Genomic DNA, 23,775 nt, shown 5'->3' on the forward strand with positions numbered 1-23,775 from the left:
CAGTGTAGAGGCAAATAAATCAGCGCCAGCCCGGGAAAACTTCAATAGGTGCGCATTGCATCTGTGTCTATTATCATCGCCTGCGGGGCAGGGTGGGCGTATCCTGTTGTGCTGAGCGCCGCGAACCTGGGCGCGGGCATTGATCCTGATCAAACGGTATTCCGCTGTGTCGCGTAAGGTGCGGAGAGACTTCAACCCGGCCGGAGTTAAATCCATGCGCACAAAATGGATGGTTACGCTTGCGGGGGTCGCGCTTTCCGGCCTTCTGCTGTTTCCCATGGCTGGGGTGACGCAGGTCAACACGCCATCGCCGACCCGCGACCATTATATTCCGCGCCTCGGCGATATCATGGAAACGATGCAACTTCGGCACTTCAAGCTTTGGTTTGCAGGACGCCTCGGCAATTGGGACTTGGCCGAATATGAACTCGGCCAGATTCGGGCGAGCTTTGAGGACGCCCTGATGCTGTATCCCGGCATTCCGGTCGCCGACATGAGTTCCATGACGGAGCCCGCCCATCTCATCGGCGAGGCGATCCGGCAAAAGGACGGGGCGAAGTTCGCCGCCGCCTTCCACGACATGACCGGGGCTTGCAATGCCTGTCATCAGTCGATCGGGCGGGGCTTCATCATCGTGCAGGTGCCGACTTCTTCTCCCTTCAGCAATCAGTCCTTCGCCCCGCCCGTGCGGTAGCGGCGCGGATGCGCTGATTCCGCCGCACTCTTGCTGGCTAAGCTATGGCCAAAGCTTGTAGGTTGGCGGTACATGGTGGGGGCGCGCCCCCGCGCGGGGCCAGGGGAGGCGTATCGTGTTAGCGATGTTCTTCCGGATGGTGGTGCCCATACCTGCGGTGCTGGTGCTCGGGTGGACGGTCTCGTCCGCCTGGGCGGCGGCCGACGCTGCGCCGGAAAGCCAGCCCTGGCGCGTCGTCGAGCCGGCCTCCACCTCACCCTATGCGAATGATGCCGAGCGCCGTGGCGATATGGGATGCACGCGGGCGATCACTCTCGGACTGTTCGAGAACGTGGTTTCCTTCAATGACGGGCAGGGGTTCGACGCGGACTTGGTGCAGCCTTTGGCCAATGCGTCCGGCTGCGTGCTTCGCATCGTCGTCCTTCCGCGCAGCAAGATTTGGGCAGGCCTGCGCAGCGGCGAGGTGCAGATTGCGACAATGTCCGCCTCCACGCCCGAACGGCGTCGCATCGCCTATTTCATTCCCTATGGACGCTGGCGCAACGTCATCGTGGCGCGCGGGGGCTTGGGGCTTGAGACGACCGAGGCGATTGAGGCCTGGATGGACGCTCCCGGCTTCCGGCTCGGAATCACTGAAGGCCTGCATTACGGGCCGCTCCTCGACGGCAAGGTCCGGCAGCTCCGTCTCGCCGGCAAGGTGCGTGAATATCCTATTGCTGTCGATTCCCTGGCCGGCCTGCGCGCCGGCGAGGTAACGGCAATGATCGAGCCGATTGTGCACGCCTATCTCGGTCTCGACCCGGCGACGCGCGAGGCGTTCACGCCCTACCCGGCGTTGCAGCTTCCCTCATTCCCAGTCGGCCTTGCCTTCTCCCACGTCCGCTTCACGCCGGCGAACATGGCCAATTGGCAACGTGTGATGGAAGGATTGATCCTGTCCGGCGTGTGGCGCAGAATTGTACAACCTTATATGCCGCCGCAGGCCTTGGCGGATTTTCTCGACCTGCCTCCGGATCGTTGAGGGCGACGATGTTCGGGCGCCCACCCTGATTGCGGACTCTTGCGAGGTCCGAAGCAACTACCGCAGATATTTCTTTCGGAAGGCCCAAAGTGACTCTCATCACACCTGATGCGGCCTCAATCCCAGTGCCCCGGGACCGCCGGAAAACGCTGCCTCTGCAATTTTTGATCGCGCTCGTCGTGGTCTGCGCGATGGCAGCGCTTGGTGCGTTGCTGATGTGGCAGGGCTGGCAAGTAGCCCGGGGGGCGCTCCTGGCTTCTGCAAGCGAGAATGCCCAGAACCTTGGCAAGCTGATCAATGAAAAATCACGCAGGATGCTCGGTCCTGCGTCGGCAACGCTGCACTATCTCGCCCACGATCCCCTCTCCGAGGCGAGCAACTTGCCGCAACGCCTGGAACGCCTGCCGGTCTTCGCGAGTATGCTGGACAGCATCCCCTTCGTGTCCGCCGTGTATGCGGGTTATCCGAACGGGGAGTTCTTCCTGGTTCGCGGCCTCTCCGGGAGGCAGGAGGAAAAATTCTTCAACGCACCACCCCACGCGGCATTCCTCGTCCAGTCCGTCACGCTCGACACCAAAGGCGATCCGGTGGGCGAATGGAGGTTCTTCGACCGGCAGTTGCGGCTGCTTCAGGCGGAGATCAAGCCGGACTACAGATACGACCCGAGGCAGCGGACCTGGTATCGGGCCGCTCCTGCCGACGGCGGCGAATATCTCACCAACCCCTATATTTTCCACACCACCGGGGAAGTCGGCGTGACCCTGAGCCGCCGCAGCGAGGATGGCGGCGCGACCCTCGGAATGGACGTCGCTGTTTCCGACCTCCACAACGAACTGCGCGACTTCAGGCCGACGCCCCGCACAGAGATCGCCGTGATCGATCCCGACGGCACTGTCATCGCCTATTCGGATTTCGCGCGCACGGTGCAGCGCGAGAGCGACACGCTCAAATTTCGGCAGATTTCAAGCCTCGGCATCGAAGCGCTTAGCAAACTGGCGCAACTGGCCCACGGCCGCCCATCCTCCATGATCTACGAGGCGGGTGGGGAAACCTGGTTTGGCCGATCCATCTCCCTCGACGCACTCCCCGGCCGCGACCTTCGACTCCTGATCGCCACGCCCGATAGCGATCTCCTGGCGTCGATCCGTAAAGGCCTTGCACGCCAATTGTGGTGGACGCTCGCCTTGATCGGCGTCCTGCTGCTCGCTGGATGGTTCGCCGGGCGGCGTCTCGGTCTTAGCCTCGCGAGCCTGACCCTGCAGGCGCAGCAACTGACCCGCTTCGATTTCCGCCAGCCCAAGCGGGTCCACAGCGTGGTACGGGAAATTCGCGATCTCGAGGACGTGCTGTGCGATGTCTGCGTGACAATCCAGAACTTCCTCGTCACCACCGAGACCATCAGCACCGAAACGCGGCTCGATCAGATGCTGCAGAAGGTGCTGGGCCATACCATCGCGATCACCGGCTGCCTGTTCGGGGCCGTCTATCTCGCGGATGAAAAAGGCACGGGCTTGCAGCGCGCCGCGACCGCCCGCCGGGGGGAGAAGGACGACAGCAGCGTTTTCGCGTTTCCCCAGTATTTGCCGCTTCCGGGCACCGACGATCTCGCCACGGTGGGCATGCTTCCTCCAAAAGTCGGGCAGATCGCCTTCACCTTGCGGGATCGTCAGCACCGGACCCTCGGGCTGCTGCTGCTGAACCATCCCCTGAACGACAACCACGGCGCGGACTTCCACGCCTTCGCGGAGAAGCTGTCCGGCGTGCTCGCGGTCGCCATCGAGACCCGCCAGCTCATCGAGGCGCAGAAGACGCTGCTTGACGGCGTCATCCACCTGATGGCGGACGCCATCGACGCGAAGAGCCCCTATACCGGCGGGCATTGCGAGCGGGTTCCAAAGTTGGCGAGCATGATCGTCGACAGCATGCGGCAGGAGACAAGCGGCCCCTACAGCACCTTCCGCCCCACCGAGGACGAGCGTTACGCCTTCCACCTCGGGGCTTGGCTGCACGATTGCGGCAAGGTCACGAGCCCGGAGCACGTCATCGACAAGGCCACCAAGCTGGAGACCATCTTCAACCGCATTCACGAAGTCCGGACCCGCTTCGAGGTGTTGTGGCGCGATGCCGAGCTGCGCCATCTGCGGCGTCTGCTGGACGGCGCCAGCGTGTCCGCCTCGGAGCAAAACATGCAGGCGGAACAAACGGCCCTGCGCGAGGATTTCGCCTTCGTCGCCGCCTGCAATGTCGGTGGGGAATTCCTGACCGACGCGAGCATTGCTCGCCTCGAATCCATCGCCGGCCAGACCTGGATGCGCCATTTCGACAATCGCCTCGGCCTGTCCGCGGAGGAAGCCCGGCGGATGGCCGATGTGCCGGCGCCGGTGTTGCCGGTCGCGGAGCCGCTGCTCGCCGACCGGCCCGAGCATGTGGTCGCCTGGCATGGCCGCAAGCCGCCCGTGGAAAAAGGCGATCCGGACAATATCTACGGCTTCGACATGAAGCTGCCGGCCAACCGGCTGAATCTCGGGGAGTTGCATAATCTCTCGATCCGGCGTGGCACGCTTTCGGAAGAAGAGCGCTTCAAGATCAATGATCACATTGTGCAGACCTACATCATGCTGCTGAGCCTGCCCTGGCCGGCCCACCTGCGGCGCGTGCCGGAGATCGCCGCCACGCATCACGAACGTTTGGATGGGCAGGGTTATCCGCGCCGTCTCGGCGGGGCGCAGCTCGACCTGATGGATCGGGTCATGGCCCTGGCCGACGTGTTCGAGGCGCTGACCGCCTCGGACCGACCCTACAAGCGGCAGAAGACTCTGACGGAATCTTTGCAGATCATCGCCTCCATGTGCCGCGACGGTCATCTCGATCCCGACGTATTCCGCTATTTCCTCAATTCGCAACTCTGGGAGGTCTATGCGCGTCGCTTCCTGCGTCCCGACCAGCGCGACGCGGTGAACGTGAATGCGATCCTCGCCCAGCTCGATCCTGTGGTGGGCTGGCCCCCCCAATCGAGCGGTGCGGCTTAGCGCGGCCGCGCGGTCCTATACCGAGAGGAGGGAATCGCGGCGTGCGGCGTCCTGGTCCAGCGCCGCGAAACTGCCGCCGAATACGATGCCACCGCGCGCGATGATGTTGGCGCGATCGCAGATCAGTCGGGCGAAATGCAGGTTCTGTTCACACAGGAGGATCGATAATCCATCCGCCTTCAAGACCGTAACCGCCTGCGCCATCTGCTCGACGATGCGCGGCGCCAGTCCTTCGGAAGGCTCGTCCAGCAGCAGCATCAAAGGGTTGCCCATGAGGGTGCGGGCGAGGGTGAGCATTTGCTGCTCGCCGCCGCTCATCTCCGCGCCGCGCCGCCGTCGCATCTCGGCGAGATTGGGGAACAAGGCAAAAAGCCGCTCGACCGTCCACGGGGTAAGGCCTGAGCGGGCGGGACGGCGGCCTACTTCCAGATTTTCCATCACCGTAAGATCGGTGAAAATGCGCCTGTCTTCAGGCACATAGCCTAGTCCGGCGCGGACCAGGTCGTGCGTCGGCAAGGCCGAGACGTCGCGCCCGAGGAAGCGGATGGTGCCGGTGCGGCGTGGCCCCTGGGCCATGATGGCGCGCAGCGTCGTCGATTTCCCCGCCCCATTGCGACCCAGCAGGGCAAGGGCCTCTCCTCGCTCGACCTTCAGCGCCACGTCGTGAAGGATCTGGGCTTGCCCGTAGAAGGCATCGAGATGCGCCACCTCAAGCATCCGCGCCCCCGGAGAAGGTCAGGCCAGTGCCGAGATAGATTGCGCGCACCTGCGGGTTGGCGCGGATGGCGGCGGGCGGTCCCTGCGCGATCAAGCTGCCGCGATCCAGCACCAGCACCCGGTCCGCATGCTCGAACACCACGTCCATATCATGCTCGGTGAACAAGATGCCCATCTGCCGCTCGCGTGCGAGACGAGCGACGAGGCGCATCAAAGCGATGCGCTCGCCGCTCGCCATGCCGGCGGTGGGTTCGTCCATCAGCAGCAGGCGCGGCCGGTTTGCAAGCGCCAGCGCCAGTTCCAGGCGCTTGATGTCGCCATAGGCCAGTTCGCCGCTGGCCCGCTCGGCCTGGTCGCCAAGACCGACCAGAACCAGCAGCGCGTCGGCTTCGCCGCCATCGCGCCGAGCGAAGTCGAACGGGCGGCGAAGGGCGCCATGGTGCGACATCAGGGCGACCGCCACATTCTCCCGCACGCTCATGGAGCCGAACACGGCGGCGATCTGAAACGTTCGCCCCACCCCAAGGCGGAACAGGCGGCGCGCCGGTGCGCCGGTGATATCGGTGCCGGCGAGGCGCACCGTGCCGGCATCCGGGGCCACTTGCCCGCCGATCAGGCCGAAGCAGGTGCTCTTCCCGGCGCCGTTGGGGCCGATGAGGGCGAGGATCTCGCCGGCTGCGAGGGAAAAGGACACGTCGCGCACCGCCGCGACACCGCCATAGCTCTTGGCGAGGCCGATCGCCTCCAATAGCGGCGGGTTCATGGGGTGGCCGCCCTGCGGCGCGCGCGCAGGCGGCCGAGCGTGCCGACGATGCCATGGGGGAAGGCGACTACCAGCGCGACGATAATCATGCCAAGCACCAGCTTGGAGTGCTCGGTCTCGCTGACCAGCCACACCGTAAGCAGCTTGTAGGCGATGGCGCCGACGACCCCGCCGGAGATTGTCTCGACCCCCCCCAGGAGCACCATGGCGAGTGCATCCACGGAGAGCGGAATGCCCAACGTGTCGGGAAACACGCTGCCTTTCAGGAAGGCGAACAGCGCGCCGGCGATGGCCGCGAACAGGCCGGCGAGCGCGAATGCCACCCATTGGGTGCGATGGCGGTCGATGCCCAGCGCCTCGGCCCGCGATGCGCTGTCGCGGGCCGCGCGCAGGGCGTAGCCCAAGGGGGAAAAGATCAGCGCGCGCAAAGCCATCACTCCGAGCGCGGCGATGGCAAGAGCCAACCAGTAGAAGCCGGCGGGCGTGGCGGCGAAGCCTTGCGGCCAGACGCCGAGCAGGCCGTTGTCGCCGCCGGTCACCTCAACCCATTGGAACGCGACCGCCCAGGCGATCTGCGCGAAGGCCAAAGTGAGCATGGCCGAATAGACGCCGGAAAGGCGCACGCAGAACCAGCCGAACAGCAGTGCCCCGGCAAGGCCGAGCAACGGGCCGAGCACAATCGCGCCGATCATGGAAAGGCCGGCGAATTTCAGGGCGAATGCCGCGCCATAGGCGCCGAGACCGAAATAGGCCGCATGACCGAACGAGGGCAGGCCGCCCGCCCCCATCAGGAAGTGCAGGCTCGCGGCGAACAGGACGAAAATCGCGATCTCCGCCGCGACGTTCAGCACATAGGCGCCGGCTCCGAGCGGCAGCAGGGCGGCGATCACGATCAGGCCGACCACCAGCGCGCGCTCGCGCGCCGTGAAGGGGCGCCATGGCACGATGAAGCTGCCGATGGCCGGCCGCGCGGTGCCATCCGCCCGGCCCAGCAGTCCATAGGGCCGCAGCACGAGCACCAGCGCCATCACCGCGAACACCAGCACCAGCGACACTTGCGGCAGGATGAGAATGCCGAAGGCGTTCAGCTCGCACACCAGCACGGCGGCCAGAAACGCGCCCGTGACGCTGCCCAGCCCGCCGATCACCACCACCACGAACACCTCGACGATGATCTTCAGGTCCATGGAATGGTTCACCGCCTCGCGCGGCAATTGCAGCGCTCCGCCCAATGCCGCGAGGAAGACGCCGAGGGCGAAGACGCCGGTGAACAGCCATTTCTGGTTCACGCCGAGCGCGGCCACCATGTCGCGATCCTGGGTCGCCGCGCGCACCAATATGCCCCAGCGCGTGGTGTGGAAGGCCAGCCACAAGGCGCCGAGCACAACCGGGCCGAGCCCGACCAGGAACAAATCATACGCGGGAATGGCCTGGCCGAGAATATCCACCGCGCCCTTCAGTCCGGGCGCGCGGGGGCCGAGTAGGTCTTCCGGCCCCCAGAGCAGGACCACGGCATCTTCCACCATCAGCGTCACGCCGAAGGTCGCCAACAATTGGAACAGTTCGGGCGCGCGATAGATGCGGCGCAGGAGAAGAATTTCCATCCCCACCCCGGCCAGCGCCACGAGGCCGGCCGCGAGCACCAGCGCCAGCCAGAAGCCGAGGGCACCCGACAAGGCTTCGGTGAGGCTGTAGGCCACATAGGCGCCCAGCATGTAGAAGGCGCCGTGGGCGAAATTGACGATGCGGGTGACGCCGAAAATGATCGAAAGCCCGCTCGCCACCAGGAACAGCGCGCAGGCGCTGGCAAGGCCGGTGAGGAATTGGGCAACGATGAAATCCAAAAGTCTCGTCTCCTCGCCTCGGTTTGACAGGGCCGTTCCTCACCTCTCCCCGAGGGGGCACCGCGCTTCACCGGAGAGCTTCACCCCTCACCCCGACCCTCTCCCCCTCGGGGAGAGGGGGCGGCTTGGGCGAGGCGGGGAAACTTGTCCTCCCAGCTTATGTTTCGCAGTTTCCGCTTCGCTAGAAGCCCCGCCTTCACGTCTCCACGCCTCGATTTTCACGGTCTCCACTCACCTCTTCCCCGACGGGGAGAGGTCGGCCGCGCAGCGGACGGGTGAGGGGACACAGCACCTCGCCGGAGATCTTCCCCTCTCACCCCAACCCTCTACCCCCCCCTCGGGGAGAGGGGCGGTTCGGGCGAGGCGGGGAAGCCTATTGCGCCGGGCGCAGCTTTGCCGCCTCGTCCTCGCTCGGCAGATAGGCGGCGCCGTCGCGATAGACGAAATCCACCATCCGCCCCTGGCCGTCCTGGACTTTGGTCTTGCCCACGAAAGCGCCCAGGGTGGACTGGTGGTCGCCCTTGCGGAACACGATGGGGCCGAACGGGCTGATGAGTGAAATCCCCTCGGCGGCGGCGATCAGCTGATCGGTGTCGGTGGAACCTGCCTTGGCGATGATGGCGGCGGCGGCCTTGATGGTGCTGTAGCCGACCACCGAGCCGAGGCGGGGATAATCGTTGAACTTCGCCCGATAGGCCTTGAGGAAGGCGTCGTGCGCGGGGCTCTGGATGGCGTACCAGGGGTAGCCGGTGACGATCCAGCCTTCCGGCGCCTCGTCCTTCAGCGGGTCGAGATATTCCGGCTCGCCGGTGAGAAAGCTCACCACGCTGCGGTCCTTGAACAGGCCGCGCACATTGCCTTCGCGCACCAGCTTTGCGAGGTCGGGACCGAAGGTGACGTTCAAGATCGCATCGGGCTTGGCGGCGGCGATGGCTTGCACCACCGGGCCGGCGTCGATCTTGCCCTGGGGCGGCCATTGCTCGGCCACCCATTCCACATCCGGCCGCTTGGCGGAGAGCAGCTTCTTGAACACGGCAACGGCCGACTGACCATATTCGTAGTTCGGGGCGATGGTGGCCCAGCGCTTTGCGGGAAGCTTGGCCGCCTCCTCCGCCAGCATCGCCGCCTGCATGTAATTGGAGGGGCGCAGGCGGAACGTATAGGCGTTCCCCTTGTCCCAGGTGATGGCGTCGGTCAGGGGCTCGGCGGCGAGGAAGAATACCTTCTTCTGCTTGGCATAGTCAGAGACCGCGAGGCCGATATGGGAAAAGAAGGTGCCGGTGAGCATCGCCACCTGGTCCGAGGAGACCAGTTCGTTGGCGGCCGTCACGGCATCGGCGGGCTTTCCGGCATCGTCCTTGGAGATCACAACCAGCTTCTTGCCGAGCAGGCCGCCGGCAGCGTTCACTTCCTCCACCGCCAATTGCCAGCCCTTGCGATAGGGCTCCGTGAAGGCGGGCAAAGTGGAATAGGAATTGATCTCGCCGATCTTGATCTCGCCCTGCTGGGCGTGCGCGGGCGTGGCACACAGGGCAGCCGAGAGGGCGGCCAAGCCGGCCAGGGCCGAGATGGAAGCGGACAGCGTGCGCATCCCGAACTCTCCTTCGCAGAGCCGCGCCGCAGATCGGATGCCCCTTCGGGAGAGACGCAGCGCCAGCGCCCAGCGGATACGCGAGGCGGAGAGGGAAGTCGAGCGCGCGCGGATTTCAGCCGGCGTGGCGAGAGGTCGCCGTGCCTTATTGGCCTTGCTGTGAGGGGAGCGAGGCCAACGCCGTGCGGCAAGCCTCACTCAATTGGCCCTGCTGCTCGCGCAAACATTGCACGATGCGCCCACCACCGGGCTGCACGCTTGCGCACAGTTTCTGGGCGTCGGTCCGGCACGCTTGCTGCGCCGCCTGAACAGCAGGAGGCGCGGCGCTTTGGGCGAGTGCTGGCGGCGGGCCGAGCACCAGCAGGGGCAAGGCGAAGCGCGCGAGCCGCAGCAGCGCGCGTTTGGGCAGGTGGGGCATGGAAGTGTCCGATCGTGGGGCGAGGGGAAGCGCTGCGCCGCGAAGCTCAGTTGCGGGCGAAGGCACCGCTGCGGGTGACGCTATGGCCGTAGGGGCCCGTCGTCGTGCGGCTGTAGCTGTAGGCGCCAGGGGCCGTGCGGGTGACGGTGCCGCTGCGGCTGGCGGTGCCGCCATAAGGCCCGACGATGCTGGCGGTGCGCGAGCATGTGCCGCCGCCGCAGGCGCCAGACACCGCGCCGCTATAGGTGCCGCGATAGGTCGCGACAGAACCGCTGCGGGCCCAGCTCATCGCCTCGGCGGTGTCAGCAAAGGCCAAGGCCGCGCCGACAAGCGCGCAGGCAAAGGGGAGTTTCATGGCAACGCTCCGAACAGATGCTCCGACCGTCCGGCCCTTCGGGAGAAGTGCTGGACGGTCGGAGCATAAGCGGGGCGTTTTTCGCGCCGATGTCGCGATGTATCCGGCGCGTGACCTTTTGTAACCGGTGTTTCCGACGCGGCGGGTGGCTTTAGCGCTCAGCGCCGGAGGCGGTTGAGCACATCCGCATTGGGATAGCCGTCTGGCACCATGCCGCTCTTGACCTGGAAATCCTGCACCGCGACCCGGGTCTTGGTGCCGAGGATGCCGTCGGGATTGCCGATCTCATAGCCGCGCTGCAGCAGCAGGGTCTGCATTTCCACCCGCTCGGCGCGGGTCAGCGTGCGCTCCCCAGCCGGCCAGGATGCCACGAACGGCCCGCCGCCGCGCAGCCGGTCCGACAGATGGCCAATGGCGAGGGCATAGGCATCCGCTGGATTATACCTCAGGATGGAGCCGAAGTTCGGCAGCATCAGGAAGGCCGGGCCTTTGGCTCCGGCTGGAAGCAGCAGGAAGGCGGTATCGGTGGCGCGGGGGAACGCCTTGCCGCCGGGACGGTGGATGCCGAGCGAAGCCCATTGGGCGAGGCTGTAGCGCTTCGAGCGGTCCACATAGCGATAATCGAAATTCGCCGGCAACACGACCTCGTAGCCCCAGGTCTTGCCGAACTGCCAGCCGTCGAGCTTCAGGTTGTTGGCGGTGGAGGCAATGACGTCAGGAATGGAATCCACGACGTTGCGGTGCCCATCGCGGTCGAAATCCACGGCGAAGCGCTGGAAGCTGGTCGGCATGAATTGGGTGGGGCCGAACGCGCCGGCCCACGAGCCCTTCAGATGGTCCGCAGGCACATCGCCCTTATCGAGGATCTGCAAGGTGGCGATGAATTCGTCGCGAAAATAATCCTGCCGCCGGCCGATGCAGGCTAGCGTCGCGGTGGAACGCAGTACCGAGCGAGAGCCCATGCCATTGGGGTTGCCGTAGTCGGATTCGATGCCCCAGATGGCTGCGATGGCGTAGCGGTCCACGCCATAAGCCTTTTCTACGGCATTGAAGATCGGCTTGTACTTGGCCAGGATCTCCTTGCCCTTGGCGATGCGGCGCTCGCTCACCAGCATGTTCACGTAATCGCCCAGCGCGCGGGAAAATTCCGGCTGGCTGTCGAGATAGTCCATGATCTTCATGTCGGGCTCGAGCCCGGAGGTGAATTGTACGAAACCGCGCTGCGACACACCTTTAGCCTGGGCGAGAGGCCACATGCCGGCGATGCAATTGGGGAAATTGGCCTGCGCCTGGGCGATGGCCTCTGGCGTCATCAGCGGGTGGCTGCTGGCGCGTGGCGCCTCGGGATTAGGATTGGCGGGTACGCCAAAGATGGAGCCGGTCGTTTGGGCCTGTGCCCCGGCGGGCGCGAGCCCTGCCAGGGAGAGACCGAATGCGATGGCGAGCGCTCCGCCAGTTGTCTTAAGCGCCATGTCTGCCCTCTTCGCTACGGCGGCGCGCAGAAACGTCGCCCCACGGATGCCATGACCGCTAATGGGAAGCGCATATGGTTGCCCTGTGGTTAACGTAGGGCAAATTTATGTGGCGGCGAGGGCAGGGCGATCAAATATCCGCCCGCACGGCCAGGCTGCGTTCCCATTCCAGGGCGTGGGCAACGATGGTTGGCAGGTCGTCAAGCTTGGGCCTCCAGCCGAGCCGGGCCTGGATGCGATCGGAGGCTGCGACAATGGCCGCGGGATCGCCAGGCCGGCGGGGCGAATAGGTCACGGGGAAATCGACCCCGGAAACCGCCTTTACCGTCTCCACCACGTCCAGCACCGAATAGCCCCGACCGTAGCCGCAATTGAAGATGCTGCTTGCGCCACCCGTCCGCAGATAGGCAAGCGCATCGAGATGGGCGGCGGCGAGGTCGCTGACATGAATGTAGTCGCGCAGGCACGTGCCGTCGGGGGTCTCATAATCCGTGCCGAACACGTGCAAGCCGGGCCGTTTGCCGAGCGCCGCCTCACAGGCAACCTTGATGAGGTGCGTCGCCCCCGCCGTCGATTGGCCGGATCTGCCATGCGGGTCCGCGCCCGCCACGTTGAAATAGCGCAGCGCGACATAGTGCAGCGGAAAAGCAGCGCCGGCGTCGCGCATCATCCATTCGCTCATCAGCTTGGAGCGGCCGTAAGGCGAAATGGGATTGAGAGCGGCATCCTCGTCAACCGGCTCGGTGCCGACCATGCCGTAGACGGCGGCGGTGGACGAAAAGATGAAATGCCGCACCCCGGTCGTCACGAGGCCCTCGAGCAGCGCACGCGTCTTAACCGTATTGGCAAGATAATAGCCGAGCGGGTCGGTGACGGAGTCCGGTACGACGATGCGAGCGGCAAAATGGATCACGGCATCGATGCCGTGCTGCGCCACGATCCCGGCGACCAAACTGCCATCGCAGACATCGCCCTCAACGAATTCAGCCTGGGGGGCACCGCCCAGCGAAAGCCGGTAGAGAGATCGTCCAGCACGACCACCTTTTCGCCAGCGTCGAGCAGGGCCAGAACCATGTGGCTCCCGATGTAGCCAGCCCCGCCAGTCACCAGAACCGCCATGTGGTCGTCCCTTTTTTGAAGTGCGTCGATGGCTCATTGTGCGACGCATCATCGCTGAGCGGCAATGGCACGGGAACATTTCCGATGGCCATAGGTTACCTTTTGCCCAGCCTGCATGCAAACCGGATGCGGCCGGCCCGGGCGGCCAAAAGGTCGCCCATTGCCCCGATCGTGTGCTTTGCCGGGAACCGGATACGCGTGCTAGAAGCCCCCGACCCCCAAAACCAGAATGGTGCCAATCCATGCCGAAGCCTCTGCGGAAAGCCATCCTGCCGGTTGCCGGCCTTGGTACGCGCTTCCTGCCCGCCACCAAGGCGGTGCCCAAGGAGATGCTGACCGTCGTCGACCGGCCGGTCGTGCAGCATGTCGTGGACGAGGCGCGCGCCGCAGGCATCGAGCACATCGTGTTCGTCACCGGCCGCAACAAGGCGGTGATCGAAGATCATTTCGACCGCCAGTTCGAGCTGGAGAAGACCCTGGTGGATCGCGGCAAGACCGCCGAGCTGGAGCAGCTCGACCGGGATACGCCGAAGCCCGGCACCACCTCCTTCACGCGCCAGCAACTGCCGCTGGGCCTGGGGCACGCCGTATGGTGCGCCCGCGATCTGATCGGTGACGAGCCGTTCGCGCTGCTGCTGCCCGACATGCTCCATCTCCCCAAGAATGGCAAAGGCTGCCTCTCGGAGATGGTCGAGGCTTATGAGCATACCGGCGGGAATGTCATCTCGGTCTATGAGGTGCCGGACGACCAGACCCATCAGTACGGCATTGTCGGCACCTCTTCGGCGCCGGGGTTTGTGCCCGAAATCACACAGATGGTGGAAAAACCGCAGCGCGGCACCGCCCCCACCAACCTCGCCATTTCCGGACGCTATATTTTGCAGCCGACGATCTTCGATCTGCTGGCAAAGCAGGAGCAGGGTGCCGGCGGTGAAATCCAGCTCACCGATTCCATGTTGAAGCTGATGGAACGCGAACGTTTCTTCTCCGTGACCTTCGACGGCGCAGTATATGATTGTGGCTCCAAGATCGGGTTCTTGATGGCCAATGTCGCCTACGCCTTGATGCGGCCGGATATCGAACCGGAGTTCCGCAAGGAACTCATCGCATTTCTCGACAAATGACCTAAGGGGCGGTGGACTCTGAACTACTACAATACCATGGGGTTCGCCGCGCCCTGCCTTGACCGGAACTCTTTTCCCGTCTAATCGCGGTTCCTTACGACATATTTGGTCAGGCGCGGAGCCCGCGAATGCTGCAGTCCCAAAACCATAGCGGCGAATTGCGCAAGCCGCGTATGAACGACGAGCTGCGGTTTCTCCAATCCTGGTTTCAGAATCCCTTGAAAACCGGGGCGGTTTCTCCCTCCGGAAAGGCTCTGGCCCGGATGATGGCGGGCTATCTCGACCCGGCGGTTCCCGGCCCGGTGATCGAGCTTGGACCCGGCACGGGGCCGGTGACACGGGCGCTGCTGGCGCGGGGATTCGCGCCAGAACGTCTGTTTCTCATCGAATATAACCCGGAATTCTGCGCTCTTCTGCGCCGTCGTTATCCCGGTGTTACCGTGATTCAGGGCGACGCCTATGAAATGCGCAAGACGCTGAACGGCGTCCTCCCCGGACCGGCGGTCGGCACCATCTCCTCCCTGCCGCTCTTCACCCGCTCGCCCGAAGATCGCGACCGGATGGTGAACGAGGCATTTGACCTGTGCGTCGGCGGAGCACCGTTTGTCCAGTTCACCTACGCGGTGGTCTCGCCGGTGCCGTTGAAGAACGGCCGCATCAATGGCGAGCGCTCTCCCCGCGTTTGGCTGAACCTGCCTCCGGCGCGCGTGTGGGCCTATCGGCGGCCGTGACGCCCTTTCTTTATGTCAGTCACCCCCAGGTGAAGGTGGACGCGGACGTACCGGTGCCGCTGTGGGGTCTGTCTGAAATCGGCATCGCCCGCACCCTCGCCTTCACCCGCGATTCAGCTCTTCTCGGCTTCGGCCGCATCGTCTCAAGCGATGAGGTGAAGGCCAAGGAGACCGCCGCAATCCTGGCGGAGGCGCTGCGTCTTTCGGTGGAGGTGCGCCCGGCGATGCACGAAAACGATCGCTCGGCCACTGGCTATCTCAAGGAGGCCGAGTTCCAATCGGTAGCGAACGCCTTCTTCGCGACGCCAGACGCGAGCGTGCGCGGGTGGGAGCGGGCCATCGACGCTCAGGCGCGGATTGTGCGGGAAGTGGAAGCAGCGCTTGCCGATGCGCCGCAGACACCCCCCATCTTCGTTGGCCACGGCGGGGTGGGCACGTTGCTCCTGTGCCATCTCGCGGGCTATCCGATCTCCCGGGCGCACGACCAGCCACCTGTGGGCGGGGGCTGTTGGTTCCAATCCGCGCCGGGTCGCCCCCCCGATCACTGGCGCGCCATGGAGGAGGTCTTGACCCCATGATAGCCGGATCGACGATCGTCCCGCCTCCCGCAGAATCGGCGCGCGAAAAACTCATCGTGGCCCTGGACTTCCCCAATGTCGCCGCTGCCGAAGCGCTGGTGTGGCAATTGGGCGATGCGGTCAGCTTCTACAAGATCGGCCTGGAACTTACGATCGCCGGCGGTCTCGACCTTGCAAGTGACCTGATCAGTGCCGGCAAGAAGGTGTTCCTGGATCTCAAGCTCCATGACATCGATCATACGGTGGAGCGTGCGACCGCCGCCGCCGCCGAACGTGGCGTGACCCTGCTCACCGTCCATGCCTATCCCCAAACCCTCGCCGCCGCCGCGCGGGGCGCGCAGGGCACTCCCCTCAAGGTACTCGGCGTGACCGTGCTGACATCCTATGACGATGCTGACCTTGCGGCCGCCGGCTACGGGCGCGGTGTCGGCGAGATCGTGCGCATGCGCGCCGGGCAGGCGCGCGATGCCGGGATTGCCGGCGTCATTTGCGCCCCCACCGACGCGGCCATGGTGCGCGGCGTGCTCGGGCCGGACGGCCTTGTGGTGACGCCCGGCGTGCGGCCGAGCGGCTCGGACGTGGGTGATCAAAAACGGATCGCCACGCCCGCAGCCGCCATCGCGGCCGGGGCCAACATGATCGTGGTCGGTCGCCCCATCATCGCCGCGCCGGACCCGGTGGCGGCGGCGAGGGCCATTTTGACGCAAATCGCCGACGTCTGACGCCTCGACGGCGGGGGCGTGGCTATGGGATGGTCGCCCGGCGCGCGCCAGCGCCGCAGCCGGGCAGGAAACATAAGGGGCGGAAGCAGATGGCCAAGGGCTATTGGATCGCACGGGTCGATGTGGTCAATCCGGTCGGCTATGCGGAATATGCGAAGGCGAACGCCGCGCCGTTCCTGGCCCACAAGGCCCATTTCCTGGTGCGTGGCGGCGCGATCGATGCCCTGGAAGGCATTTCGCGCGGCCGCAACGTGGTGATCGAGTTCGAAAGCTTCGAAGCGGCGCGCGCCTGCTATTTCTCGCCCGAGTATCAGGCAGCGCTCGAACTGCGCAAACCCTATTCCATAGCCGACGTCCTGATCGTGGAAGGTGTCGAGCCGCCGGTCGCGGCTCCGCCCGTGTCGGATGTGCCTGCCGGCTATTGGATCATGGGCATCGACGTGACCAATGAGGACGGATACCGCGCTTACGCGGCGGCGGGCGGCACTGCAGATTTCAAACCGCGCTTCCTCGTGCGCGGCGGACGGCAGGAATTGCTCGAAGGCATTGGCCGGCAGCGCATCGTATTGCTGGCGTTCGATGATGTGCCGACCGCGCGCGCCTGCTACCAGTCGGACGGATATCAAAAGGCGGTCAAGCTGCGCGAAGGCGCGGCGGACGTGGATCTCATCATCGCGTCCGGCTATGTCGGCCCGCAGCCGGCTTGAAACAGGACCGGTCGGCCTGATCAGGGAGCAACGCTAAGTGTCGGATCTGCGTGTCGTCATCACCGGGGCCAGCGGGCGCATGGGGCGCACCCTCCTGCGCGCGGTGCTGGAAACCGAAGGATTTGCCCTGGTCGGGGCCTTGGAGCATGCCGACAGTCCCCATCTCGGCGAGGACGCCGGTCTGCTGGCGGGGCAGGGCGCATGTGGCGTGACGGTCCGCAATGACGTCTCCCGGGTGCTGAATGGCGCCGATGTGGTGATCGACTTCACTACGCCCGCCGCCTCGGTACGGCTTGCGGAAACGCTGGCGGAGGCCGGCATTGCCCATGTCATCGGTACCACCGGGTTTTCCGCGTCCGACCTCTCCACCATCGCGGCGGCGGCGCGGCGCACCGCGATCGTGCGTTCCGGCAATATGAGCCTGGGCGTCACCTTGCTGGCGGCTTTGACCAAACGGGTCGCGGCGACACTGGGACAGGAATTCGACATCGAGATCGTCGAGATGCATCACGCCCGCAAAGTGGACGCCCCCTCCGGCACCGCCCTGTTGCTGGGCGAGGCGGCGGCCGCCGGCCGCAATATCAATCTCGATGATTATTGCGTGCGCGGCCGCGACGGTGTGACCGGCCCGCGCCGGCCCGGCACCATCGGCTTTGCGAGTCTGCGCGGCGGTTCGGTGATCGGCGAGCATCAGGTGATTTTCGCTGGCCCGGCCGAGCGCATCGAACTGGTGCACAAGGCGGAGGATCGGTCGATCTTTTCCCATGGCGCGCTGGTTGCGGCCCGCTGGGCCAAGGATCGTGAGCCCGGCCTTTATTCCATGGCGGACGTGCTTGGCCTTTCCGATTTCTGACGCAACCTTGCAGCGTTCGCCCTTCTCCGGGCACAGCGCTGCAAAACGTCGCCCCACGGGGCTGAGAGCCTTGCGGATTTTGAGTTTCCGGCGGCAACCGTGCTATCAGTCGCGCCGACAAAATATTCCTCGCCGTTTCGGCTTTTTCGCTCAAGGAATGCGTCCATGGAACGGCTTCTCGTCCTCGTCCGTCACGGGCAGAGCGAGTGGAACCTCAAGAATCTCTTCACGGGTTGGCGCGATCCCGGCCTGACCGAGAAGGGGGTCGCGGAAGCGCAGCGTGCGGGCAGCCTGCTCGCGTCCGAAGGTCTCATCTTTGATCTTGCCTACACCTCTGTCCTCGGCCGTGCCCAGCGCACATGTTCCCTGATGCTGGAGGAGATGGGTTTGAGCGGTATCGAGACCATCTCGGACCAGGCTCTGAACGAGCGCGACTATGGTGACCTCTCCGGTCTCAACAAGGATGATGCGCGCGAGCGCTGGGGCGACGAGCAGGTACACCTCTGGCGCCGCTCCTACGACGTGCCCCCGCCGGGTGGCGAGAGCCTGCGCGACACGGTGGCGCGTACGCTGCCCTATTATGTCCAGGAGATCCTGCCGAGCGTGCTGCGGGGCCGTCGGACCCTGGTGGCGGCACATGGTAATTCGTTGCGCGCGTTGGTGATGGTGCTGGAGCGGCACACGCCCGAGACCATCGTGAAGCGCGAACTCGCCACGGGTGCGCCCATCATCTACCGTCTGAAGGCGGACGCGACGGTGGAAGAGTCTCGCGACCTGATGATCTGAGCTTTCAGGCGCCGGTCCCTTGCGGGATCAGCGCCGTGGCACAGGAATGCGGCGCTGAGACTGCACCGTACGGTTCATTGCACCGGGACCGCGGTTGGCGCGCGCGGGGCGGCGTCCGCCGGTTTCGCGGGCCTTACAGTTTGCGCCAGCCCGGCGGAAAGCCGCACCGCTACTGCCTGGGCGAAGCATTTATAGCTCCAGTCGGTGAGGTGCAGGCCGTCGAGGATGATCATCTGCGATAGGGGCACCCCGTCGCTCTCCTTCCAGCGCTTCATCATGGCGTAGCGGGCGACCACGGGGACCCGCTCCTGCTGGCCCACGTCGGCGATGAGTTTCAACATCGGGCCGGTGTCGGCGTCCATATTTACCCAAGGCGAATATTGCAGGTCGATCAGCACCGGGTCTGCGCCATAGGCGCGGATGCGGGCGATGCCGGTGCGCAACTGGTCGGCGAACGTACCGAGCCCGAAGCTGCGCAGCACATAATTGGTACCGACCTGCCAGAGCACCACGTCCGGCTTCAGGGCACCCACGTCACGATCGAAGCGGGAGAGATTCTCCGGCACGTCCTCGGCATTGCCGCCTTTGTTGACGACTTTGATCTGCGTGCCCGGAAAGCGAGCCTGCAATTCCGCTTCGAGCACCGCGGGATAGGTCCGCGTTGCATCGGACGCGCCGACTCCGGTGGTGGAGGAGGAGCCGATGGCGACGATGGTCAGGGCCTTGGTCTTCGCCAGCGTCTCTGCCGCGCGCGGCACGCTCAGGGCGGCCTGCGGCGGCTGAGGCGGACAGGCTGGCATCTGCGCCAGCGCAGGAGTGGCAGAAAAGGCGGTAAGGACCAAGAGCGCGGCGCGCTTGAAATGCCGCGCCGCGCCGGAAAATCTGGCGGCCATGCCGCGCTCCTTTTTTGGGGTCCTACAGCGCCTTCTGGCGCAGGGCGAACCCGAACAGGGTGGTGGTGACGCCGTTCACGATCAGGTCGATGCCCAGGAACAGGCCGAGCAGGAAGACCGAATTGACCGGCCATCCCGCAATGATCACGACTCCAAGCAGGAAGGTGATGACGCCCGAGAGCGCAAGAAATCCCCAGCCTGCAGCCGGACGTGCGCCGATGGCGGCAAAGATCCGGAAGCCGCCGCCGACGACGAGGGACACGCCGATCATCAGCGTGATGACACCGGCCGCGAGCAGCGGCTGGTACATGATCAGCGCGCCGGCGACCACATAGAGCACGCCGCCGAGCAGCCAGAACAGGAACCGGCCCCAGCTCTGGACGCGGAAGGCATGGATGATCTCGACCACTCCTGCCACCAGGACCATGGCGCCCACATAGAGGGCGGTGGCGATGGTGGATGTCAGCAAATGGGCGAGGGCGATGAAACCCAGCAGCACGAAGGCGATGCCCAGGGCCACGAACCAGCCCCAGCTGGCGCGGATTTCAGTGATGTGGAGCTTGGCGACGGGTGAGGTGATGCTGGTTGGCATGGTGATGCTCCGCGAGGGAAGGCCAAGCGCAAGCGACCATATCCGAGCCGCGCGCGCAATGCGCGCAGACAATGCACGGGCGATGCCGCAGTATATTATTATAGGTTGCGAGTCGGCTCAGGTCGAAGGTCCGGTGATGGTACGCAGCAGGAATTCGACCCGCGCCGCCGATGCCCGGCGTGAGGCAGAAGCGCTGGCGCGGGAGCGGGCGGACCAGATCGCACAGCTATGGGTCGGCCACCGTGTCGTGCGCCTGCACGCGCGGCTATTCATTGCGATCGTGCTCGGTGCCCTCGCCTTCGCAGCCATGGGGGTGGTCGGTGTTTCCCAGGTCATAACGCGGGCGCTCTTGGCTTGGGACATCGCGATATTCGTGTGGCTGGTCCTGGTCGGCATTCTCGTGGTGCGCACCGACGCGCAATTGCTGAGCATCCATGCCGGCATCGACGACGAGGGCGGGCCTGTGATTCTCGTCGCCTCGCTGCTTTGCGCGGGAATCAGCCTTGCAGCGGTGATCATGGAGAGCGGCCATCATGGGACCAACAGCGGGTCATCTCCGCTGCGGGTCACGCTGGCGGTCAGCACTTTGCTACTGTCCTGGCTGTTTCTCCACACCATCTATGCGCTGCACTATTCGCGCGAATTTTACTCCGCGCGACCTGACGCCTCGCCCATGCTGGTGTTTCCCGGCGATGCCAGACCGACCTATTGGGACCTGCTCTATTTCTCCTTCAACATCGGCACGGCCTCGCAGACCGCCGATGTGACGATACCCTCGCCGCGCCTGCGCCGGCTCGTCCTGGGGCATCAGATCGCCTCCTATATCTTCAACGCCGCCGTGATCGCGCTCGGCGTCAACGTGGCGGCGAGCTTGGTCTAGCGCCGCGCTTGCACCGCTGGCGGACTCGCCGGTTGCATAGCCTCGGCAACAACACCTCTTGATATCCGAAATGCAGCCCCTGATACTCCCTGGGCTGGCTACCCCCTTTCGACATGATTTTGTCATGAAGATCGCTGGGCTGCCTTGCAGGACATTGGTGCGTGTCGGGCCGGAGGCAGCGGCGGTGGCGAAGCGAGTCTCCGTATTCGTGTGCGGTGTGCAGAAGGGCGGCACTACCAGCCTCTTCTCCTATTTGCGCGATCATCCCGGCCTGTCCGCTCCGCACGGCAAGGAAGTGCATTTTTTCGACGACGAGACACAGGATTGGAACGCCCCGGACTATGGCGGCCTTGAAGCTGCCTTTGACGACGACGGGGGGCGCCTGCGGTTCGAGGCGACGCCGATCTACGGGTTCTGGCCGCCGGCGATGGCGCGCCTCAAGGCCTATAACCCGGCGGCCCGGCTTATCTTCCTGTTTCGCGATCCGTTCGAGCGGGCGTGGTCGCACTGGTGCATGGAATATGCCCGGGGCGAAGAGGGCATGAGCTTTGCTGAGGCCATTCGTGGGGGCCGGATGCGGATGAGGCTCGGTGAACCATTGTCGAGGGTGCACCGGCATCTAAGTTACGTGGAGCGCGGCTTTTATGCTGTCCAGGTGCGCCGGGCTCTGGCCCATTTTCCGGCCGAGCAATTGCTGTTCCTGCGCTCCGAGGATCTCGCCAATCAGCCACACGCGACACTTGCCCGGATCGCGCATTTTCTTGGTATCGGACCGTTTCCACCCTTGCCGCCAAGGCGTGAGTTCACGCGGCCGGACATCTTGTGGCCGTGCCGCCCGACACCCGCGGATCGCGCGCTGTTCACGCGCCTTCTTAAGCTGGAGATTCTGGCTTTTTCCGAACTGACCGGGCTTGACGTCTCGCGGTGGCCGACAATGCGGGAGGTGCCAGCGCTGGAACGCCGCTGGAGCATATCGGAGTGCGCCCGCATCCCCTTCATCGCGTTGCAGGATCAGGCGAGCGGCAAGCGATACCGCACGAATTCATCGGCCGGGGCGAACGAATCGTAGAGCCGGCGGGCGGTCGCGTTGCTGGCCTTGGTGTGCCAGTATAGGTCTTGCCAACCCTCAGCCTTCCCCGCATCGATGAGGTTCTGGATCAGCATGCGGCCGATCCCGCCACCGCGAACTGCTTCGTCCACAAAAAGGTCTTCCAGATAGCAGCGCGGACCGCGGTCCCAGGTACCTGGATGCAATACGCAGACGGCGAAGCCGACCACGACGCCGGCATTCTCAGCGACGCGGCAAAAGATCGAGGAGGCGGGATCGAGGATCCGCTCCCAGGTGTATGCGGTGATGTCCGCGGGAATTTCGGCTTCATAGAATGCGGTATAGCCGGCCCAAAGGACGCGCCAGCGCGCCTCATCCTGCGGTTGGGCATCTCGGATCGTGATTTTCGCGTCGGTCAGGCGGCCGTCCGCCCCCTTGCTCATGCTGGTCATGCCGCCTCTCCTCGGTTCGCGGACGCGTCACCCTATGGACCGCTGATGTCGCGCGAAATGCGGCCGACCGAAAAGAGGTGCCGCAAAAAGAAAAGCGCGCCCGAAGGCGCGCTCGTCTTAACAGGGATGCGGTAGCGTCAGTGGCTCTGGTTGTTCGAACCCGCGCTGGCCTGGGCGCCGCCGGTCTTCGGCATGATCACCACCTTGGTGCCGACCTTGACGCGGTCGAACAGGTCTTCCACGTCGGCATTCAACATGCGGAAACAGCCGGAGGACACGAACTTGCCGATGGTCTGCGGTTCGTTGGTGCCGTGGATCCGATACACCGTGCCGCCGAGATAGAGCGTGCGCGCGCCGAGCGGATTGCCCGGCCCGCCCGCCATGAAGCGGGGCAGATAGGGCTGGCGGGTGATCATTTCCGCCGGCGGGCGCCAATCCGCCCATTCCGCCTTGCGGGTGATTTTCTCAGTGCCGGCCCAGGTGAAGCCGTCACGGCCAACGCCGATGCCGTAACGGATCGCCTTGCCGCCACCCTGGACCAGATAAAGATAGGTGTTCGACGTATCGATCACGATCGTGCCGGCGGGCTGGGTGCTCGGAAAATCCACCGTCTGACGGCGGAAGCGCTCCGGCACCGGCTCGCTCGGATCGACATCTTCGATGCGCGGGCCGGAAGGGGCTTCCTGCGTGCCGGGAACAACGGCGGCGTTGGAGCCATAGACGCCAGAGGGGGGCGCGGTTGGCGCGCCGACCGCCGGGCCACCGTAAGATGCGGCCTGGGGCGCCGGCTGAACGTAGCCCTGCTGCGGCTGAACATAGCCGGCGTCAGGCTGTACATAGCCCTGCTGAAGCGCCTGGGCGCGCAAGGCATCCTGCTGAGCGGACGTCGGCGGCTCGCCGGCGGCCTGAGCCGGCTGCACATAACCCTGTCCCGGCTGGACGTAACCCTGCGACGCAGAAGCGGCCGGGGCGGCTGCTCCCTGCGTTACGTATCCGCCCTGCTGAGGGGCGTAGCTGCCTTGCGGGGCGATGGGCAACGGCTGATTGCTCGGCGCGGCGGCCTGGACCGGCGCGCCCTGCGAATAGCCTTGCTGCGGCGCCGGCTGAGCATAACCTGGCGCCGAATAGGTGGGCGCCTGAACGCTGCCAGGTGGCGCTGCGATGGGCGCACTCTGCACCGCATCACTGCGCACGGTCGGGCGTGCATAAGGATCATTGTAGCCGGGCAGGCTACCTGCCGGCTCCGGCGGCGCAATGGCGCCCGTGGTTTCGTCAGCGTCAGCCGCCGCGGGCACGTAATAGCGGCCCGGCATGGTCTGGGCATGCGCCGAAGCAGCCAGGACGGAGATCCCAAGGGCGGAGAGGAGTGTGTTGCGCAGCGTCATG

General features: G+C 65.1%; 23 protein-coding genes and 1 pseudogene. 12 read left to right on the top strand and 12 right to left on the bottom strand.

What is annotated here, in order from left to right; all coding sequences use genetic code 11:
• Positions 1 to 214: 214 nt before the first annotated feature.
• From V5F77_RS13810 to V5F77_RS13820, 3 genes are all read left to right on the top strand, one after another.
• Positions 215 to 694 carry a hypothetical protein gene (locus V5F77_RS13810; RefSeq protein ID WP_429005936.1) on the top strand — a complete coding sequence of 160 codons (480 nt, stop codon included), beginning with the start codon at positions 215 to 217 and terminating at the stop codon, positions 692 to 694.
• A 124-nt stretch (positions 695 to 818) separates the two neighbouring features.
• A complete protein-coding gene (locus V5F77_RS13815; protein ID WP_429005968.1) occupies positions 819 to 1,715 on the top strand; it encodes a substrate-binding periplasmic protein in 897 nt (298 codons plus the stop codon).
• Between the two features lie 191 nt (positions 1,716 to 1,906).
• Entirely contained in the window at positions 1,907 to 4,744 is a 2,838-nt protein-coding gene (locus V5F77_RS13820; protein WP_429005937.1) for an HD domain-containing phosphohydrolase, read from the top strand.
• A 15-nt stretch (positions 4,745 to 4,759) separates the two neighbouring features.
• On the opposite strand, the gene V5F77_RS13825 is transcribed toward V5F77_RS13820, so the two are convergent.
• The 8 genes and pseudogenes from V5F77_RS13825 to galE all read right to left on the bottom strand — a co-directional run bounded on the left by V5F77_RS13825 (position 4,760) and on the right by galE (position 13,023).
• On the bottom strand, positions 4,760 to 5,461 hold the full coding sequence (locus V5F77_RS13825; RefSeq protein WP_429005938.1) for an ABC transporter ATP-binding protein: 702 nt from the start codon (positions 5,459 to 5,461) through the stop codon (positions 4,760 to 4,762).
• A complete protein-coding gene (locus tag V5F77_RS13830; RefSeq protein WP_429005939.1) occupies positions 5,454 to 6,224 on the bottom strand; it encodes an ABC transporter ATP-binding protein in 771 nt (256 codons plus the stop codon). Before V5F77_RS13830 ends, V5F77_RS13825 begins: the two co-directional genes overlap by 8 nt.
• Positions 6,221 to 8,068: an ABC transporter permease gene (locus V5F77_RS13835; RefSeq protein ID WP_429005940.1), complete on the bottom strand. Its 1,848-nt coding sequence runs from the start codon at positions 8,066 to 8,068 to the stop codon at positions 6,221 to 6,223. Before V5F77_RS13835 ends, V5F77_RS13830 begins: the two co-directional genes overlap by 4 nt.
• A gap of 373 nt (positions 8,069 to 8,441) precedes the next feature.
• Entirely contained in the window at positions 8,442 to 9,659 is a 1,218-nt protein-coding gene (locus V5F77_RS13840) for an ABC transporter substrate-binding protein (RefSeq protein WP_429005941.1), read from the bottom strand.
• A 145-nt stretch (positions 9,660 to 9,804) separates the two neighbouring features.
• Positions 9,805 to 10,077 (bottom strand): cysteine rich repeat-containing protein, encoded by a 273-nt coding sequence (locus tag V5F77_RS13845; RefSeq protein ID WP_429005942.1) that lies wholly within the window; start codon positions 10,075 to 10,077, stop codon positions 9,805 to 9,807.
• A gap of 46 nt (positions 10,078 to 10,123) precedes the next feature.
• The gene (locus tag V5F77_RS13850) at positions 10,124 to 10,432 is read right to left on the bottom strand and encodes a hypothetical protein (RefSeq protein ID WP_429005943.1); all 309 of its coding nucleotides are present in this window, start codon (positions 10,430 to 10,432) and stop codon (positions 10,124 to 10,126) included.
• Between the two features lie 158 nt (positions 10,433 to 10,590).
• Positions 10,591 to 11,904 carry a lytic murein transglycosylase gene (locus tag V5F77_RS13855; protein WP_429005944.1) on the bottom strand — a complete coding sequence of 438 codons (1,314 nt, stop codon included), beginning with the start codon at positions 11,902 to 11,904 and terminating at the stop codon, positions 10,591 to 10,593.
• 130 nt (positions 11,905 to 12,034) lie between these two features.
• Positions 12,035 to 13,023 (bottom strand): annotated as a pseudogene (galE, locus tag V5F77_RS13860) (UDP-glucose 4-epimerase GalE).
• 242 nt (positions 13,024 to 13,265) lie between these two features.
• Between galE and galU the strand changes: the two are divergent.
• The 7 genes from galU (at position 13,266) to V5F77_RS13895 (ending at position 18,524) form a co-directional block, all read left to right on the top strand.
• The gene (gene galU / locus V5F77_RS13865) at positions 13,266 to 14,147 is read left to right on the top strand and encodes a UTP--glucose-1-phosphate uridylyltransferase GalU (protein ID WP_429005945.1); all 882 of its coding nucleotides are present in this window, start codon (positions 13,266 to 13,268) and stop codon (positions 14,145 to 14,147) included.
• A 128-nt stretch (positions 14,148 to 14,275) separates the two neighbouring features.
• A complete protein-coding gene (locus tag V5F77_RS13870; protein WP_429005946.1) occupies positions 14,276 to 14,878 on the top strand; it encodes a class I SAM-dependent methyltransferase in 603 nt (200 codons plus the stop codon).
• Complete coding sequence (locus tag V5F77_RS13875) at positions 14,875 to 15,456, top strand: histidine phosphatase family protein (protein WP_429005947.1); 582 nt, start codon at positions 14,875 to 14,877, stop codon at positions 15,454 to 15,456. Before V5F77_RS13870 ends, V5F77_RS13875 begins: the two co-directional genes overlap by 4 nt.
• Positions 15,453 to 16,178, top strand: a complete 726-nt coding sequence (gene pyrF / locus V5F77_RS13880) for an orotidine-5'-phosphate decarboxylase (RefSeq protein ID WP_429005948.1) — start codon at positions 15,453 to 15,455, stop codon at positions 16,176 to 16,178. Before V5F77_RS13875 ends, pyrF begins: the two co-directional genes overlap by 4 nt.
• An 89-nt stretch (positions 16,179 to 16,267) precedes the next feature.
• On the top strand, positions 16,268 to 16,885 hold the full coding sequence (locus tag V5F77_RS13885) for a DUF1330 domain-containing protein (RefSeq protein WP_429005949.1): 618 nt from the start codon (positions 16,268 to 16,270) through the stop codon (positions 16,883 to 16,885).
• A 37-nt stretch (positions 16,886 to 16,922) separates the two neighbouring features.
• Positions 16,923 to 17,738: a 4-hydroxy-tetrahydrodipicolinate reductase gene (dapB, locus tag V5F77_RS13890; protein WP_429005950.1), complete on the top strand. Its 816-nt coding sequence runs from the start codon at positions 16,923 to 16,925 to the stop codon at positions 17,736 to 17,738.
• Positions 17,739 to 17,903: 165 nt separating this feature from the next.
• Positions 17,904 to 18,524: a 2,3-bisphosphoglycerate-dependent phosphoglycerate mutase gene (locus V5F77_RS13895; protein ID WP_429005951.1), complete on the top strand. Its 621-nt coding sequence runs from the start codon at positions 17,904 to 17,906 to the stop codon at positions 18,522 to 18,524.
• 74 nt (positions 18,525 to 18,598) lie between these two features.
• Here V5F77_RS13895 and V5F77_RS13900 read toward each other — a convergent pair whose 3' ends face one another.
• Positions 18,599 to 19,417, bottom strand: coding sequence for an SGNH/GDSL hydrolase family protein (locus V5F77_RS13900; protein ID WP_429005952.1), 819 nt, complete (start codon positions 19,415 to 19,417; stop codon positions 18,599 to 18,601).
• 22 nt (positions 19,418 to 19,439) lie between these two features.
• Positions 19,440 to 20,009 carry an HdeD family acid-resistance protein gene (locus V5F77_RS13905; RefSeq protein ID WP_429005953.1) on the bottom strand — a complete coding sequence of 190 codons (570 nt, stop codon included), beginning with the start codon at positions 20,007 to 20,009 and terminating at the stop codon, positions 19,440 to 19,442.
• A gap of 136 nt (positions 20,010 to 20,145) precedes the next feature.
• Between V5F77_RS13905 and V5F77_RS13910 the strand changes: the two genes are divergently transcribed.
• Positions 20,146 to 20,889 carry a DUF1345 domain-containing protein gene (locus V5F77_RS13910; protein ID WP_429005954.1) on the top strand — a complete coding sequence of 248 codons (744 nt, stop codon included), beginning with the start codon at positions 20,146 to 20,148 and terminating at the stop codon, positions 20,887 to 20,889.
• A gap of 70 nt (positions 20,890 to 20,959) precedes the next feature.
• Positions 20,960 to 21,958 carry a sulfotransferase gene (locus V5F77_RS13915; RefSeq protein WP_429005955.1) on the top strand — a complete coding sequence of 333 codons (999 nt, stop codon included), beginning with the start codon at positions 20,960 to 20,962 and terminating at the stop codon, positions 21,956 to 21,958.
• Here V5F77_RS13915 and V5F77_RS13920 read toward each other — a convergent pair.
• A complete protein-coding gene (locus tag V5F77_RS13920) occupies positions 21,901 to 22,389 on the bottom strand; it encodes a GNAT family N-acetyltransferase (protein ID WP_429005956.1) in 489 nt (162 codons plus the stop codon). The genes V5F77_RS13915 and V5F77_RS13920 overlap by 58 nt on opposite strands.
• Positions 22,390 to 22,526: 137 nt before the next feature.
• On the bottom strand, positions 22,527 to 23,774 hold the full coding sequence (locus tag V5F77_RS13925) for a L,D-transpeptidase (RefSeq protein ID WP_429005957.1): 1,248 nt from the start codon (positions 23,772 to 23,774) through the stop codon (positions 22,527 to 22,529).
• Between the last annotated feature and the right edge of the window lies 1 nt (position 23,775).

Source organism: Roseixanthobacter psychrophilus (genome assembly GCF_043195195.1).
Classification (GTDB): domain Bacteria; phylum Pseudomonadota; class Alphaproteobacteria; order Rhizobiales; family Xanthobacteraceae; genus NCEH01.